We start from the raw sequence: 16,154 nt of genomic DNA, 5'->3' as shown, positions 1-16,154 counted from the left end.
CGAGCGGCGTACCAATCAATGCGAACCATTGCGATGTCAATGTCGCGGAGTTGTCAGTTTTGTGGCGACATTTTCTCTACTAGATTGCCTGCTACGTCTTTCCGCAATGACATCCGAATATCCCCGAAATTCCCGTGAGCTGCGCGCGATGAACAAGCCTGCAACCCATGTCCGAAGGGCGCTGCTGCGTCGTCTTGCCACTGCGATCGGCTTGGCTTTGGCGATGGCCGCAAGCGCGCAGGCCGAGCAGACATTTTCGTTCGACCGCACGCCCGGAAAGTTGCCGAAGACGGTGGTCCCGTTGCATTACGCGATCGAGCTGACGCCTGATATCGCGGGCCTCGCTCTGCCCGGCGTCGAGACCGTCGACATCGAGGCGCGCGAGGCGACCGCGCAGCTGACGCTGAACGCGGTCAACACGACATTCGCAGAGGTTACGATCGATGACGGCGCGCAGCGCGCGGAGGTCGCGACCGATGCCGCCGCGCAGACCGCAACGCTGACCTTCGCCAGGCCGCTTGCGGCCGGCCGCCACAAGCTGCGCATCGCCTTCACGGCGCAGATCAACAAATTCGGCACCGGCCTGTTCTCGGTCGACTACCCGACCGGGACCGGGATCAAGCGGATGATCTCCAGCAAGCTGGAGCCAGCCGATGCAAGGCGGATCTTCCCGTGCTGGGATGAGCCGTCGTTCAAGGCGAGCTTCGCGCTGACCGTCGTCATTCCGCGCAATCTGCTCGCGGTCGGCAACATGCCCGTGACCAGCGAAGAGCCGGTCGCCGGCGATCTCAAGAAGGTTGCGTTCGCACCGACGCCGAAGATGTCGAGCTATCTGTTCGTGCTCACGGTCGGCGAGCTCGAGCGCGTCACAGCGGATGCCGGCGGCGTCACAGTCGGCGTGGTGACGACGGAGGGCAAGAGCGGGCAGGGCCGGTTCGCACTCGACAGCGCGGTGAAGCTGCTCGGCTATTACAACGACTATTTCGGCGTCAAATATCCGCTGCCGAAGCTCGACCTGATCGCCGTTCCCGGCGGGTTCGGCGGCGCAATGGAAAACTGGGGCGGCATCACCTTCTTCGAGAGCCGGCTGCTGTTCGATCCTGCGACTTCCGCCGAGACCGCGCGGCGCGGCATCTTCGCCATCATCGCGCACGAGATGGCTCATATGTGGTTCGGCGATCTCGTCACCATGGCGTGGTGGGACAATCTCTGGCTCAACGAGGGTTTTGCCAGCTGGATGGCAACCAAGGCCTCGGAGCAGTTCTATCCGCAGTGGCAGGGCTGGCTGAACGGTTACGGCGCGAAGCAGTTTGCCATGGCGCTCGATGCGCGGCGCACCTCGCATCCCGTGCAGCAGCCGATTGCCGATCACAGCGAAGCGGTGACGGCGTTCGACGCCATCACCTACAACAAGGGGCAGGCGTTGATCCGCATGCTCGAGACCTATCTCGGCGAACCGGCGTTCCGCGACGGCATCCGCAAATACATGGCCGCGCATGCCTACAGCAACGCGACAACCGCTGATCTCTGGCAGGCGCTCGAGAGTAGCGGCGGCAAGGCGATCACTGGGATCGCCGCCTCCTTCACCGAGCAGGACGGCGTGCCGCTGGTCGTGGCCGAGACGGACTGCGATGGCGCGGCGCAACGGCTGACCTTGCGGCAAGATCGCTTCGTGATCGCGCCGGCCAACAATCCGCCGCTGCCGGCCCGCAACTGGCAGATCCCCGTTGCGGTCGGACCGACGCATGGCAAGCCGTTTGACGAGATATTGCTGAAGGGAAGCACCGATATGCCGGCCGGCGCCTGCGGCGATGCGATCAAGGTCAACCTCGGCGACGTCGGTTACTTCAGGGTCGAGTACGGTCCGAAGAACCGTGCGGCGTTGCTGAACGCATTCCCGCAAATGCAGGTCGCCGACCGTCTCAATGTCGTTACCGACAGCTGGGCGCTGGTGCAGGCGGGCCGCGCGGAGGCGCCGTCCTATCTCGCGCTGCTCGATGCGCTCGATGCCGGTGACCATCGCGCGGTGTGGGACCAGGTGATTTCGACATTTGCGGCGCTGAACCGCCTGGCTCGCGACCGCACCGAGCGGCCGGTGATCCAGGCCTATGCCCGCGCCAAGCTGCGCCCGGTGTTCGATCGGATCGGATGGGACGGCGCCGGTTCAGGCGACGATGACATTGCGTTGTTGCGTGCAAGCCTGATCTCGACGCTTGGCGATCTCGGGGATGCAGCTATTCTGGCGGAAGCGAAGCGGCGCTTTGCGGCATTCGTCGATGATCCCAATTCGCTTCCGACCGCATTGCGCGACGCCGTCACGCATGTTGTCGGTGTGACCGCCGATCGGGCGACCTACGACCAGCTGCTGGCGCTGGCACGTAACAGCACGGCAACCAATGAACGGCTGCGCTATTATCTCGCGGCGGCAAGTGCCCGCGATGCCGAATTGGCGCGGGCAACGCTGGCGTTGACGCTGACCAACGAATTGCCCGACACGATCGTGACGGGGATGATCAACGCGGTTGCGTCCGCCGGCGAGCAGCCGCAGCTCGCCTGGGACTTCGTCCGGACCAATTTCGATAGTTTGCTGGCGAGGCAGGGGCCGAACTTCCGCGACCAGTTCGTGCCGAACTTCATGACCAACTTTACCGATGAGGCACACGCGGCGGAACTGGCTGCGTTCGCTCCGTCGCAATCGACCACCGGCGGACGGGTGATGGTGGCGCGATCGGTGCAGGCGATCGCAATCTCGGCCGATCTTGCCGCGCGCGTGCTGCCCGCCGCCGACGCCTGGATCAGGGCGCACAAGCCGTGAGATCGCGAGGGAGTTTCCGGCGGCGCGCGATGCGGCTATGCTCCGTGCGCGGCATGTAATCAACGATGCGAGGCTGAGATGGTCAAAGGTTCCGATTTGCTGGTCGCTGCCCTCGAGAATGAGGGCGTGGAGCGGGTGTTCGGCGTTCCCGGCGAGGAGAATCTCGACGTCGTCGAGAGCCTGCGCAAATCCTCGATCAACCTGATCGTGACGCGCCACGAGCAGGCCGCGGCATTCATGGCGGCGACCTATGGCAGGTTGACCGGAAAGCCCGGCGTCTGCATGACGACGCTCGGCCCCGGCGCGCTCAACCTCACCACCGGCGCCGCCTATGCGCTGCTCGGCGCGATGCCGATGGTGATGCTGACGGGCCAGAAGGGCATCTTGAGCAGCCGGCAGGCCAAGTTCCAGATTGTCGACATCGTCAACACGTTTCGTCCGCTGACCAAGCTGTCGCTGCAGATCGTCAGCGGCGCGACCATTCCGACGCTGGTCCGCGACGCCTTTCGCATTGCGACGCAGGAACGGCCGGGGCCGGTGCTGCTCGAACTGCCGGAGGACATCGCGGGCGAGGAGACTGCGCCGGTCGAAATGATACCGCCGCATCCGATCGAAATTCCGATCGCGCACGCCGCCGCGCTGGACCGCGCCGCCGACATGATCCTGAAGGCGCAGCGCCCGCTGATCATGCTTGGTGCTGCGGCATCGCGTCCGCGCTCCACCGCCGGGATCGGCGACTTCGTGCGGCGCACGAAGATCCCGTTCTTCACGACGCAGATGGGCAAGGGCACGGTGTCGGGCGGCACCAATCAGTATATGGGAACTGCCGCGCTGAGTGAGCGCGACTACGTGCACGAGGCGATCGACCGCGCCGACCTCATCATCGCGATCGGTCATGACACGGTCGAGAAGCCGCCTTTCATCATGGGCCCGAAGGGGCCGCAGGTGATCCATGTCAGCTACATGCCGGCAACGGTCGAGCAGGTCTATTTCCCGCAATGCGAGGTGATCGGCGATGTCGGGCCGAGCCTCGAATTGCTGGCTGATCGGGTCGAGGGAAAGCTGCCGCATGCCAGCGCGCTGCTCAGCCTGCGCGAGAGCATTCTGGCCAAGGTCACCGATCGCGCCACCGAGGGCCGCTGGCCGCCGACGCCGCAGCGCATCGTGCACGATGTGCGGCAGGTCATCCCGGAGGACGGCATCGTCGCGCTGGACAACGGCATGTACAAGATCTGGTTCGCACGCAACTACCGCACGCTGCTCGCGAACTCGCTGCTGCTCGACAACGCGCTCGCGACCATGGGCGCCGGCCTGCCGTCGGCGATGATGGCGGCGATGCTGTATCCGAAGAACCGCGTGCTCGCGGTCTGTGGCGATGGCGGCTTCATGATGAACTCGCAGGAGCTCGAGACTGCCGTCCGCCTCAAGCTCAATCTGGTGATTTTGATCCTGGAGGATTCCGCCTACGGCATGATCCGCTGGAAGCAGGCGGTCGACAATTTCCCGGATTTCGGCCTGACCTTCGGCAATCCGGATTTCGTCAAATACGCCGAGAGCTACGGCGCCAAGGGTTCGCGGATCGCGAGCACGGATGCGATCGTCCCGACCCTGGAGCGCGCCTTCTCCGGCGGCGGCGTGCATCTTGTCGTGGTGCCGATCGACTATACCGAGAACAAGCGGGTGCTGGTCGACGAACTGCGCGAGAAGGTGCAGCAGATCGATGTGTCGTAGAGCATGATCCGGACCCGAACGGCCGCGTTAGCGCAAAGTGCGAAGCGGTTTTCCCTCGCGACAAACGCAAAGCGTTTGCGCGGAGATCATGCTCAAACAAGAAGCTGAAGCATGGCTGCGATGGGCAAGGAACGAAAAGCCCTCGGCTTGATTGAACGTAAGCCGCCATGGTAGCACGCCAAGATATTACGCGATGGCATCACTCGTTGTGCTGATGGCCGGCGATACCAGATCTGAGAGGTCACGTGACTGCACCAAATCCTGCCGCCGGCAAACCCATCGATCCCGCCGCGCTTGCCAATGTGCCGCGGCTGGTCACGGCCTATTTCGCCGGCAAGCCCGACGCCGGCGATCCCGCCCAGCGGGTTGCGTTCGGTACCTCGGGCCATCGCGGCTCGTCGCTGAAGAATTCCTTCAACGAGGACCATATCCTCGCCACCACACAGGCGATCTGCGATTACCGGCGCGAGAAGGGCCTCACCGGGCCGCTGTTCATCGGCATCGACACCCATGCGCTGGCCGAGCCGGCGCTGGCCAGCGCGGTCGAGGTGTTCGCGGCCAACGGCGTCGAGACCATGATCGATGCGCAGGGCGGCTACACGCCGACGCCGGTGATCTCGCACGCGATCCTGAGCTACAACAAGGGCCGCAGCACGGGCCTTGCCGACGGCGTCGTCATCACGCCGTCACACAATCCTCCGGAGGATGGCGGCTACAAATACAATCCGCCGCATGGCGGCCCGGCCGACACGGACGTCACCGCCGTGGTCGAGAAGAACGCCAACCGCTACATCGAGGCAGGCCTCAAGGGCGTCGCGCGGCTGCCCTATGATCGCGCGCGCAAGGCAGCGACCACGCATCTGCACGACTACATCACGCCCTATGTTGCCGATCTCGGCAACACCGTCGATCTCGCGCTGATCAAGTCCGCCGGCGTCAAGATCGGCGTCGACCCGCTCGGCGGCGCGGCGGTGCACTACTGGCAGCCGATCATCGCGCGCTACGGCATCAACGCCACGGTCGTCAATGATGCGGTCGATCCGACCTTCCGCTTCATGACCGCGGACTGGGACGGCAAGATCCGGATGGACTGCTCGTCGCCTTATGCGATGGCGAGCCTGATCGGGATGCGCGATCGTTTCGACGTCGCCTTCGCCAACGACACCGACGCCGACCGCCACGGCATCGTGACGCGCTCGAACGGGCTGATGAACCCGAACCACTTCCTCGCCACCGCGATCGCCTATCTGTTCGCGCACCGGCCGCAATGGAGCAAGGACGCCGCGATCGGCAAGACCATCGTGTCGAGCTCGATCATCGATCGCGTCGCGACGAAGCTGGGCCGCAAGCTGGTCGAGACGCCGGTCGGCTTCAAATGGTTCGTCGACGGGCTCGGCAGCGGCGGCTTCGGCTTTGCCGGTGAGGAGAGCGCGGGCGCATCCTTCCTGAAGCGCGACGGTTCGGTGTGGACCACCGACAAGGACGGCATCATCCTCGGCCTCCTGGCGGCCGAGATCATCGCCAAGACCGGCCGGGATCCGAGCGAATTGTTTGGCGAGCTGACCGCCGAACTCGGCGTTCCCTATTACGAGCGCATCGATGTGGCGGCGACGCCGAAGCAGAAGAACGCGCTGAAGGCGCTCGGGCCCGATCAGCTCAACATGACGCAGCTCGCCGGCGATGCCGTGCGGGCGGTCAGGACCAAGGCGCCGGGCAACGACCAGCCGTTCGGCGGCATCAAGGTCGAGAGCGAGGCGGGCTGGTTCGCCGCGCGTCCCTCTGGCACCGAGGATGTCTACAAGATCTACGCCGAAAGCTTCCGCGGGCCGGATCATCTCAAGCAGATCCAGGGCGACGCGCAGGCCGCGATCGCCAAGGTGTTCTGAAACGCGCGAGCCGGGCGGACCTCATGCGAATATTGTTGACCGGCTCCTCCGGCTGGCTCGGCCGTTTCCTCGCGCCGCGGCTTCGACAGGCCGGCCATGATGTGGTCGGCCTCGACGTCGTCCCGGGCGAGGCGACCGATGTCACAGGCTCGGTAGCCGAACGATCGGTGGTCGAGCGCGTGTTCGCGGATTACGGCATCGAGGCCGTGATCCATGGCGGCGCGCTGCACAAGCCCGATATCGCGCGGTTCGCGCCGCAGGCCTTTGTCGACGTCAACGTGTCAGGCACGCTCAATTTGCTGCAGGCAGCCGTTGCTGCCGGCCACGACCGTTTCGTCCTCACCTCGACGACCTCGCTGATGATCTCGCAGGCGATCCGCGACGAGGAAGGCCATGCTGCGGTGTGGCTCGACGAGACGACAGGACCGCTCGAGCCGCGCAACATTTACGGAGTGACAAAACTTGCCGCTGAAGGGCTGTGCCGGCTGTACAGCCGCGAGCACGGGCTGAACTGCGCGGTGCTGCGCACCAGCCGCTTCTTCCCCGAGGATGACGACACCATCCGCGACATCCATGGCGAGAACCTGAAGGCGACCGAGCTGCTGTACCGCCGCCTCACCGTCGAGGACGCCGCCGATGCTCATGTCGCGGCGCTGGACAAGATCCGCGGCTTCGAGGTCTTTGTCATCAGCGCGCCGACGCCGTTTGCGCGCAGCGATGTCGCCGACCTGAAGACGGACGCGGCCGGGGTCATCGCGCGCACCTTCCCCGATGCGCCGGCGCTGTTCGCGCGGCGCGGCTGGCACCTGCCGAAATCGATCGGCCGGATCTACGACGCGAGCAAGGCCGAACGGCTGCTCGGTTTCCGCGCCGGCACGGATTTCGCAGCGGTGCTCGGCGCCTTGCGCAGCGGCACGCCGCTTCCCTTTGCGCACGATCCCGATTATGTCTCGCCGTCAACGAGGCTCGCAAATGGCTGATTTCCACGGCGTCTTTCCGTATCTGGTGTCCCCGGTCGACCCTGCCGGCCATGTCCGCACCGAGGTGCTGGGCCGGCTCTGCGACGATCTGGTCAAGGCCGGCGTCCACGGCCTGACGCCGCTCGGCTCGACCGGCGAGTTCGCCTACCTCAACAATGCGCAGCGCATGCAGGTGGTGGCGACCACGATCGAGGCCGCGCAGGGCCGCGTGCCCGTGGTCGCCGGCGTCGCCTCGACCTCGACGGCAGACGCGGTGGCGCAGGCCAAGGCCTACCAGAAGCGCGGCGCGACCGGCATCCTCGCGATCATGGAGGCGTATTTTCCGGTCGGCGATGCGCAGGTCGAAGCCTATTTCCGCGCCATCGCCGATGCCGTCGACATTCCGGTCGTGATCTACACCAATCCGAATTTCCAGCGCTCCGACCTCACGCTCGACGTCATCGCGCGGCTCGCCGAGCATCCGCGCATCGGCTACATCAAGGACGCCTCGACCAACACCGGGCGGCTGCTGTCGATCATGAACCGTTGCGGCGACAGCCTGAAGGTGTTCTCGGCCTCCGCCCATATTCCGGCCGCGGTGATGCTGATCGGCGGCGACGGCTGGATGGCGGGCCCGGCCTGCATCATCCCGCGGCAAAGCGTCGAGCTCTACAATCTGTGCCGCCGCACCCGCTGGGATGAGGCGATGGCCCTGCAGCGCAAGCTGTGGCGCATCAACGAGGCGTTTGCCCGCTTCAACCTCGCCGCCTGCATCAAGGCCGGGCTCGCGAGCCAGGGCTACGACGTCGGCGATCCCGTGCCGCCGCAGGCGCCGCTCACGGCCGAGCAGCGCAAGGTGGTCGAGGCGGCGTTGCGCGATCTGGCCTGAAGCCGTCGGGGGCCACGCGGCAAAATGCCGGGCAATCCGCCTTGGCAATGCCGGAAACCTCCGCTTGGTCAGCGCGTTTGTTGCGTGGAGCACAGCAATGAATCGGCGTACCGTCCTTGTCCTGGCCGTGATCGCGGCCGTTCTGCTGATATTCGCGGCCGGCAGCATCCGTCAGGCGCCGTGGAGCGGCCCGGCTGCCCGCGCGGTCGCCGAGCGCGGCGCGCTGTCGGACGCCGAAAAGGCCAATGTCGAGATCTTCGAGAAGGTCTCGCCGTCGGTCGTGCAGGTGGTGACGCAAACTGCCGCCAATCCGCTGAGCGAGGATCAGGAAGGCGGCGCGGCGTCGGGCACCGGCATTGTCTGGGACAATGACGGCCACGTCGTCACCAACAACCACGTGGTGCAGAATGCGAGCCAGGTCGCGATCCGCTTTGCCTCCGGCGAGGCGGTACGCGCCGAAATCGTCGGCACGGCGCCGAACTACGATCTGGCCGTGTTGCGCATCCGCAGCGCGCGCAACCTGCCGCCGTCCCTGGCGCTCGGCAGCTCGTCCGATCTCAAGGTCGGCCAGTTTGCCTATGCGATCGGCAACCCGTTCGGGCTCGATCAATCGATGTCCAGCGGCATCATCAGCGCGCTCAAGCGCCGGCTGCCGACCTCCAGCGGCCGCGAGATCTCCAACGTGATCCAGACCGACACCGCGATCAATCCGGGCAATTCGGGCGGCCCGTTGCTCGATTCCGCCGGCCGGCTGATCGGCGTGACCACGGCGATCCTGTCGCCATCGGGCTCGAATGCCGGCATCGGCTTCGCGATCCCGGTCGACATCGTCAATCGCGTGGTGCCCGAGCTGATCCGCAACGGCCGCGTGCCGACGCCGGGGATCGGCATCGTCACCGCCAATGAGGCCGTCGCCACCCGTATCGGTGCCGAAGGATTGATCGTGGTGCGCACGACACCGGGGTCGCCGGCCGAGCGCGCCGGGATACGCGGGGTCGACATGTCGACCGGTGAGCTCGGCGACGTGATCACCGCGGTCGACGGCAAGCCGGTCCACCGGCTCTCCGATCTGGCCGACCAGCTCGAGCAGATCGGGGTCGGCAAGAAGGTGCGGCTCAGCGTGAACCGCGACGGTTCGGCGCGCGATGTCGAGGTCGCCATCGTCGATATCGGCCGGACGCAATAATGTCGTCACTGCCCTGACGCGTGCCGCCGGATTGTGCTTCGGCGCGCCGCGCGACGAGATGCCTGTCCTTCGGCCGGCGTGTGGTTGTCAGGCCGCCAAAATCCGCTAAAACCCCCGCCAAATTCTCTGGAAATTCTTGGAAGCTCGAAGGACCCTCTGATGAACATTCTTCCCGGCAATATGCGTTTTGGTGCGGGCCAGCCAGTCAAGCGTCTGGAAGACCAGCGGCTGGTCACCGGGAAGGGGCATTTCATCGACGACAAGCCGCAGGACGGTGCGCTCTGGCTGCACGTGCTGCGCTCGCCGCATGCCCACGCCAACATCAAGTCGATAAACGCCAAGGCGGCGCTGGAGATGCCGGGCGTCAAGGCCGTCTATACCGGCGCCGACCTCGTCAAGGACGATATCGGCACGCTGCCGACGCTTGCGATCTTCAAGCGGCCCGACGGCTCGCCGATGACCGTGCCGCCGCGACGTCTGCTGGCGCATGAGGTGGTGCGTTACGCGGGCGAGGGCGTCGCGGCGGTGGTCGCGACCTCGCGCGTGCTGGCCCAGACCGCGGCCGAAGCGATCGAGATCGATTACGAGGTGCTGCCCTCGGTGGTCGATCCGGTCGAGGCGATCAAGCCGGGCGCGCCGGCGGTCTGGCCGGAGGCACCCGACAACGTCGTGGCCGCGATGAGCTATGGCGATGCCGCCAAGGTCGAGGAAGCCTTCGCCAACGCCGCGCACAAGGTGTCGCTCGACCTGGTCAGCCAGCGCCTGGTGCCGTCGGCGATGGAGCCGCGCTCGACCATTGCCGAGATCGAGAAGAAGACCGGACGGCTGATCCTCCACGTGCAGTCGCAGACCCCGGGCTCGACCCGCGACCTGCTGGCGGAATCGATCCTGAAGCGACCGAAGGACAGCGTACGCGTGCTGGTCGGCGACATCGGCGGCGGCTTCGGCCAGAAGACCAGCCTGTATCCGGAGGACGGCATCGTCGCCTATGCCGCGACCAAGCTGAACGAGAAGATCCGCTGGCGCGGCGACCGCACCGACGAGTTCGTCGGCGGCACCCATGGCCGCGACCTGACCTCGACCGGCGAGTTCGCGCTCGACGCCAAGGGCCGCGTGCTGGCCTATCGGGTGCGCTCGATCGGCGGCACCGGGGCCTATTCGTCAGGCACCGCCAACATCATCCCGCTGGTGCTCGGGCCGTTCGTGCAGACCGGCGTCTACGACCTGCCGCTGGTGCATTTCGAGGTGAAGTCGGTGATGACCCACACCGCGCCGGTCGGGGCCTATCGCGGCGCCGGCAGGCCCGAGGCGGTGTTCATCGTCGAGCGGCTGTTCGATGCCGCCGCGCGCCAGATCGGCATGGACCCGCGCACCATCCGCAAGGTCAACTACATCAAGCCGGCGCAGCTGCCCTACACCAACGCGGTCGGGCAGGTGTACGATTCCGGTGCCTTCGCGCACATGCTGGAGCGCGCGTCTGATTTGGCGGACTGGAACGGCTTTACCGCGCGCAAGAAGGCGGCGAAGAAGAAGGGCCTGCTCTACGGCCGCGGCCTGACCAGCTACATCGAATGGACCGGCGGCCGCGCCCACACCGAGAACGTCTCGCTGCATGCGACCGCGGAAGGCCGCGTCATCCTGCATTCCGGCACCATGGCGATGGGGCAGGGCCTCGCCACCACCTACACCCAGATGATCGCTGATACGCTCGGCATCGCCATGGACAAGATCGACGTGATTCAGGGCGACACGGACCTCGCCACCGGCTTCGGCAGCGTCGGCTCGCGTTCGCTGTTCGTCGGCGGCACCGCGGTTGCGGTCTCCTCGAACGACATGATCAACAAGGCGCGCGACAAGGCCTCCAATTTGCTGGAAGCCTCCGTCGAGGACATCGAGTATCGCGACGGCTTCCTCACCGTGGTCGGCACCGACAGGCGCATCAGCCTGTTCGAGATCGCGGCGAAGGAAAACGGCGCAAAGCTCTCGGTCGAGAGCGAGGGTAATGTCGACGGGCCGAGCTGGCCGAACGGCACCCATATCTGCGAGGTCGAGATCGATCCGGAGACCGGCGTCACGCGGGTGGCGCGCTACACCACGGTCGATGACGTCGGTGTTGCCGTCAATCCGATGCTGGTGACGGGGCAGGTGCATGGCGGCGTTGTCCAGGGTATCGGCCAGGCGCTGTACGAAGGCGTGGCCTACAGCGAGGAAGGCCAGCTGCTGACCGCGAGCTATCAGGACTATTGCATCCCGCGCGCGGACGACATTCCGCCGATCACGGTGACGCTCGATGGCTCCGCGCCGTGCAAGACCAATCCGCTGGGCGCCAAGGGCTGCGGCGAGTCCGGCGCGATCGGCGGGCCGCCCTGCATCACCAACGGCGTGATGGATGCGCTGAGCGAGGTCGGAATCAAGCAGCTGAACACGCCGCTGACGCCATCGAAGATCTGGCAGGCGATCCAGAACGCGAAGGCGGGGGCGTAGTCTCCTTCACCCTCCCCTGGAGGGGGAGGGTCGTCACGCATCGCCAGATGCGTGACGGGGTGGGGTGATCTCTCAACTGAGGCGGTGTTCGCGTGGAGGGACTTTCACCCCACCCCGCCGCTTCTTTAAGTCGCGTCGACCCTCCCCCTCCAGGGGAGGGTAAGAGGAAGGGCGAACTCGCTCAAACGCTGGCTACAACCCGAGCACCATCTTCGCGATGATGTCGCGCTGGATCTCGGACGATCCGCCGAAGATCGTATAGGCACGGCCGTTGAGATATTCCGGCACCACCGGCAGCAGCTCCTCCGGAATCGCCGGCTCGTGGTTGAGCCGGTAGAACGGCCGCGCCGGCTCGACGGCAAGCCCGTCCTGGCCGATCACGTCGACGCCAAGCCGCGTCACCGCCTGGCGGATCTCGCTGACGCGGAGCTTGATCAGCGACGACACCGCGCCGGGATTCTGCCCGGTCTGCAGCGCCGACAGCACCCTGAGCTCGGTCATCTCGAGCGCATCGATGTCGACCTCCACCTCCGACATCCGGATCGCGATATCGGGATCCTCGATGGCGCGGCCGGTGACCTCGGAGCCAGCGAGATCGGAGATCGTCTTCAGCGCCTCGCGCAGCTTGGCCGACGCGATGCCGGAGCCGCGCTCGAATTCGAGCAGATATTTGCCGTAGGTCCAGCCCTTGCCTTCCTCGCCGACGCGGTTGGCGACGGGCACGCGGACGTCGTCGAAGAACACCTGGTTGACCTCGTGGTCGCCGCCGATGGTCAGGATCGGGCGGGTGGTGATCCCCGGCGTCTTCATGTCGATCAGGATGAAGCTGATGCCGTCCTGCTGCCGCTCGCCGTCGCTGGTGCGCACCAGCGCGAACATGCGGTTGGCGTGATGGGCGTGCGTGGTCCAGATCTTGGTGCCGTTGATGACGTAGTCGTCGCCGTCGCGCACCGCGCGCGTCTTCAGCGAGGCGAGGTCGGAGCCCGAGCCCGGCTCGGAATAGCCCTGGCACCAGTAATCCTCGCCGGAGAGAATCCGCGGGAGGTAAAAGTTCTGCTGCTCGGGCGAGCCGAACCCGATGATGACGGGGCCGACCATCTTGACGCCCATCACGTTGACATTGGGCACGCCGGCGCGGGCGCATTCGGCCTCGAAGATCCAGCGCTGTGCCGGCGTCCAGTCCGGTCCGCCATGTTCCACCGGCCAGCCCGGCGCGCCCCAGCCCTTCTTATGCAGCGCGCGCTGCCACGCCATGCCGATGTCGGGATCGGAGAACACCGACGGCGTCAGCGCGGTGGCGCGCTTCATCTCCGGCGTCAGGCTCCCGGCAATGAAATCGCGGACTTCCTGCTCGAAAGCGCGTTCCTCGGCGCTGAAGGTGAGATCCATGGTGCGCTCTCCGTTAGGCGTGCGCGCGGCCGCTCAGCGCGGCGTGGCGGCGATAATGATGGGCGCTGTTGCCGAACAGCGTATCGAAGGCGAGCAGCCGCTTGAAATACGCGCCGATGTCGAGCTCCTCGGTGACGCCCATCGCGCCGTGCAGCTGCACCGCCTGCTCGGCGACGAAGCGCGCGCATTTGCCGATCTTCGCCTTGGCGCCGGACGCCGCACGGCTGCGGGCCACAGGCTCGGCATTGGCCATCAGCGCGGCGCGCAACGCCATCGAGCGCGCCTCGTCGACCTGCATCGCCATGTCCGCGAGGCGATGGCGGATCACCTGGTTGGCCGATAGCGGCCGGCCGAACTGCTTGCGGATCTTGGTGTATTCGAGCGTAGTGTCGAGCAGCGTCTGCATGATGCCGACCGCCTCGGCGCCGAGCGCGGCCATCGCGCGGTCGACCACGGTTTCGATCGCGGGCAGCGTATCGCTGCCGTCGCCGAGCAGCGCATCGGCGGGCAATTGCACATCCTTCAGATCGAGATTGCAGCCGCGCCCGCCGCCGAGCCGCGCGTAGTCGCGCAGAGTGAGCCCGGGCGTCCCCGCCGGCACCAGGAACAGGCCAAGCTTGCCGGACGCACCATTGGCGTTGGCGATACGGGCCGAGACGATGATCTGGTCGGCTGCCGCGCCGTCGAGTACGGCGATCTTGCTGCCGTTCAGACGCCAACCATCGGCCGTCTTGCCGGCCGTCGTGTCGACATGAGCGAGATCGAAGCGCGCGGCGCGCTCGGAATGCGCGAAGGCGAGCGTAAGCTTGCCCTCGGCAACATCAGGCAGGATCGCCTGCTTCTGCGCCTCGGTGCTGCATTCGGCGACCAGCGCGGCGCCGATCACGACCGTGGAGAGGAACGGCTCGGACACCAGTCCGCGGCCGAATGCTTCCATCAACAGTCCGATCTCGATCGCGCCGCCGCCGAGCCCGCCATGGGCTTCGCTGATCGGCAGCGCCAGCCAGCCGAGCTCGGCGAACTGTTTCCGGATCGCGGGCGAATAGCCAAGCGGATCGTTCGCCGCTTTCTTGCGATGCTCAGGGCTAAAGGTTTCCGCCACGAAGCGGTCGGCACTTTCGCGCAGGAGGCGCTGCTCGTCGCTGAGGGTGAGGTCCATCTGGCTTGCTACACGTTGGCGGTTTTCTTGACGGAGGGATGCAGACCCGCGGGGTCCACCACCATGCCGAATTCCTGAAGGTTGTGGGCGTGGCAGAGCTGATGCAGCGCAAAGGCCTGATCGATCGCGGCCGGCTGCCCCATGATGTCGATCGAGCGGTTCACCGCTTCCTTCGAAAGCTTCAGCGCAAAGGCGGGCTTTGCGGCGATCCGCCGCGCCAGCGCCAGCGTGAACGACGAGAGATCGCCGCGCGGCACCACGTGATTGATCATGCCGAGGCGATGCGCCTCGTCGGCACTCCAGACGTCGGCGGTGAACAGCATCTCCTTGGCCTTGCGCGCGCCGAGCTCCCAGGGATGCACGAACCACTCGACGCCGCAGACGCCCATCGTCACCACGGGGTCGCAGAACTCGGCATCGTTGCTGGCAACGATCAGGTCACAGGCCCAGGCCAACATCAACCCGCCGGCAATGCACTTGCCGTGCACCTCGGCGATCGTCGGCTTTGCCAGATTGCGCCAGCGCCTTGTGATCTGCAGGTAAATCTCCTGCTCGCGCGCGAAGCGGCCATGGGCGTTCGGCTCGGCGAAGCCGCCCCAATTTCCGACTGGCGGGAAATCAGCGCCGGCCTGGTTCTTGGCCCCTGGCCTGAGATCGTGACCGGCCGAGAAATGCGGGCCGTTGCCGGCGAGGACGATGACCTTGACCGCGTCGTCCTGCACCGCCCGGTCGAAGGCGGCGTTGAGGTCGTAGGTCATCTGCAGGTTCTGGGCGTTGCGGGCCTCGGGGCGGTTCATCACGATCCGCGCGATCGCGGGCTCAGGCCGTTCGACAACAATCGTCTCGAATTGTTCAGACGCCAATGGATCCTCCCGCGATCGATTTTTTCGCCATGATGAACGGCGCGGGCAGGGATAGGCAAGCGTCATCATCCGCAAAAGGAGCCGCGAAATCCGCCGCACGGGATTATCCGGCGAAAATCTGTTAAGCTGATGCGGAATCCACCCGGGGAGGACCATCTTCATGCGCAAGCTTTGGACCGTGCTCGCAGCGCTGGCGACATTGAGCCTGACCAACTGCGGCTACAACGCGATCCAGACCAGTGACGAGCAGGTCAAGTCGAGCTGGTCGGAGGTGGTGAACCAGTACCAGCGGCGCGCCGATCTCGTGCCCAACCTGGTCAACTCCGTGAAGGGCTTTGCGCAGCAGGAGAAGGACGTGCTGCTCGGCGTTACCAACGCGCGCGCCAAGGTCGGCAGCATCCAGGCAACGCCCGAGGTGCTCAACGATCCGGCCGCGTTCCAGAAGTTCACGCAGGCGCAGGGTGAACTGACCAGCGCGCTGTCGCGGCTGCTGGTCGTCACCGAGAACTATCCGCAGCTGAAATCGGACGCGCTGTTCCGCGACCTGATGGCGCAGCTCGAGGGCACCGAGAACCGCATCACGGTGGCGCGCAATCGCTACATCAAGGCGGTGCAGGACTACAACGTCGGCATCCGCACCTTCCCGAACAATTTGACCGCGATGGCGTTCGGCTACAAGGAGAAGCCCAACTTCACGGTCGACAATGAAAAGGAAATATCGACCGCGCCGAAGGTCGATTTCAATAATCCGTCGCCGGCCCCTGCGCCGTCGAAATAGCGCCGGCGCGCGCGC

Annotated in this window: 11 protein-coding genes; 8 read left to right on the top strand and 3 right to left on the bottom strand. The window is 65.8% G+C overall.

Features of this window, described 5'->3' with window-relative positions:
- Positions 1–148: 148 nt before the first annotated feature.
- From ACVWY5_RS29175 to ACVWY5_RS29145, 7 genes are all read left to right on the top strand, one after another.
- Positions 149–2,815 carry a M1 family metallopeptidase gene (locus ACVWY5_RS29175; protein ID WP_028334925.1) on the top strand — a complete coding sequence of 889 codons (2,667 nt, stop codon included), beginning with the start codon at positions 149–151 and terminating at the stop codon, positions 2,813–2,815.
- Between the two features lie 78 nt (positions 2,816–2,893).
- A complete protein-coding gene (locus ACVWY5_RS29170) occupies positions 2,894–4,546 on the top strand; it encodes an acetolactate synthase large subunit (RefSeq protein ID WP_028334926.1) in 1,653 nt (550 codons plus the stop codon).
- 245 nt (positions 4,547–4,791) lie between these two features.
- Positions 4,792–6,432: a phosphoglucomutase (alpha-D-glucose-1,6-bisphosphate-dependent) gene (gene pgm / locus ACVWY5_RS29165; protein WP_028334927.1), complete on the top strand. Its 1,641-nt coding sequence runs from the start codon at positions 4,792–4,794 to the stop codon at positions 6,430–6,432.
- 23 nt (positions 6,433–6,455) lie between these two features.
- Positions 6,456–7,412, top strand: a complete 957-nt coding sequence (locus tag ACVWY5_RS29160; RefSeq protein ID WP_028334928.1) for an NAD-dependent epimerase/dehydratase family protein — start codon at positions 6,456–6,458, stop codon at positions 7,410–7,412.
- Complete coding sequence (locus ACVWY5_RS29155; RefSeq protein WP_028334929.1) at positions 7,405–8,280, top strand: dihydrodipicolinate synthase family protein; 876 nt, start codon at positions 7,405–7,407, stop codon at positions 8,278–8,280. Before ACVWY5_RS29160 ends, ACVWY5_RS29155 begins: the two co-directional genes overlap by 8 nt.
- Positions 8,281–8,377: 97 nt before the next feature.
- The gene (locus ACVWY5_RS29150; RefSeq protein ID WP_028334930.1) at positions 8,378–9,466 is read left to right on the top strand and encodes a trypsin-like peptidase domain-containing protein; all 1,089 of its coding nucleotides are present in this window, start codon (positions 8,378–8,380) and stop codon (positions 9,464–9,466) included.
- Between the two features lie 159 nt (positions 9,467–9,625).
- Entirely contained in the window at positions 9,626–11,950 is a 2,325-nt protein-coding gene (locus ACVWY5_RS29145) for a xanthine dehydrogenase family protein molybdopterin-binding subunit (protein ID WP_028334931.1), read from the top strand.
- A gap of 192 nt (positions 11,951–12,142) precedes the next feature.
- Here ACVWY5_RS29145 and ACVWY5_RS29140 read toward each other — a convergent pair whose 3' ends face one another.
- Genes ACVWY5_RS29140 through ACVWY5_RS29130 form a run of 3 tightly spaced genes read right to left on the bottom strand, consistent with a single transcriptional unit; the run spans position 12,143 to position 15,361 of the window.
- Complete coding sequence (locus ACVWY5_RS29140; RefSeq protein WP_028334932.1) at positions 12,143–13,339, bottom strand: acyl-CoA dehydrogenase family protein; 1,197 nt, start codon at positions 13,337–13,339, stop codon at positions 12,143–12,145.
- 13 nt (positions 13,340–13,352) lie between these two features.
- Positions 13,353–14,498 (bottom strand): acyl-CoA dehydrogenase, encoded by a 1,146-nt coding sequence (locus ACVWY5_RS29135; protein WP_028334933.1) that lies wholly within the window; start codon positions 14,496–14,498, stop codon positions 13,353–13,355.
- 8 nt (positions 14,499–14,506) lie between these two features.
- A complete protein-coding gene (locus ACVWY5_RS29130) occupies positions 14,507–15,361 on the bottom strand; it encodes an enoyl-CoA hydratase (protein ID WP_028334934.1) in 855 nt (284 codons plus the stop codon).
- Between the two features lie 160 nt (positions 15,362–15,521).
- Between ACVWY5_RS29130 and ACVWY5_RS29125 the strand changes: the two genes are divergently transcribed.
- Complete coding sequence (locus ACVWY5_RS29125; protein ID WP_028334935.1) at positions 15,522–16,139, top strand: LemA family protein; 618 nt, start codon at positions 15,522–15,524, stop codon at positions 16,137–16,139.
- The last annotated feature ends 15 nt before the right edge of the window (positions 16,140–16,154 follow it).

Source organism: Bradyrhizobium sp. USDA 3256 (genome assembly GCF_054058275.1).
This window is presented reverse-complemented; position numbering and strand designations above follow the sequence as displayed.

Coding starts and splice junctions, on each gene's coding strand:
- ACVWY5_RS29175 (WP_028334925.1), top strand. CDS start 149: ATGAACAAGCCTGCAACCCATGTCCGAAGGGCGCTGCTGCGTCGTCTT.
- ACVWY5_RS29170 (WP_028334926.1), top strand. CDS start 2,894: ATGGTCAAAGGTTCCGATTTGCTGGTCGCTGCCCTCGAGAATGAGGGC.
- ACVWY5_RS29160 (WP_028334928.1), top strand. CDS start 6,456: ATGCGAATATTGTTGACCGGCTCCTCCGGCTGGCTCGGCCGTTTCCTC.
- ACVWY5_RS29155 (WP_028334929.1), top strand. CDS start 7,405: ATGGCTGATTTCCACGGCGTCTTTCCGTATCTGGTGTCCCCGGTCGAC.
- ACVWY5_RS29150 (WP_028334930.1), top strand. CDS start 8,378: ATGAATCGGCGTACCGTCCTTGTCCTGGCCGTGATCGCGGCCGTTCTG.
- ACVWY5_RS29145 (WP_028334931.1), top strand. CDS start 9,626: ATGAACATTCTTCCCGGCAATATGCGTTTTGGTGCGGGCCAGCCAGTC.
- ACVWY5_RS29140 (WP_028334932.1), bottom strand. CDS start 13,339: ATGGATCTCACCTTCAGCGCCGAGGAACGCGCTTTCGAGCAGGAAGTC.
- ACVWY5_RS29135 (WP_028334933.1), bottom strand. CDS start 14,498: ATGGACCTCACCCTCAGCGACGAGCAGCGCCTCCTGCGCGAAAGTGCC.
- ACVWY5_RS29125 (WP_028334935.1), top strand. CDS start 15,522: ATGCGCAAGCTTTGGACCGTGCTCGCAGCGCTGGCGACATTGAGCCTG.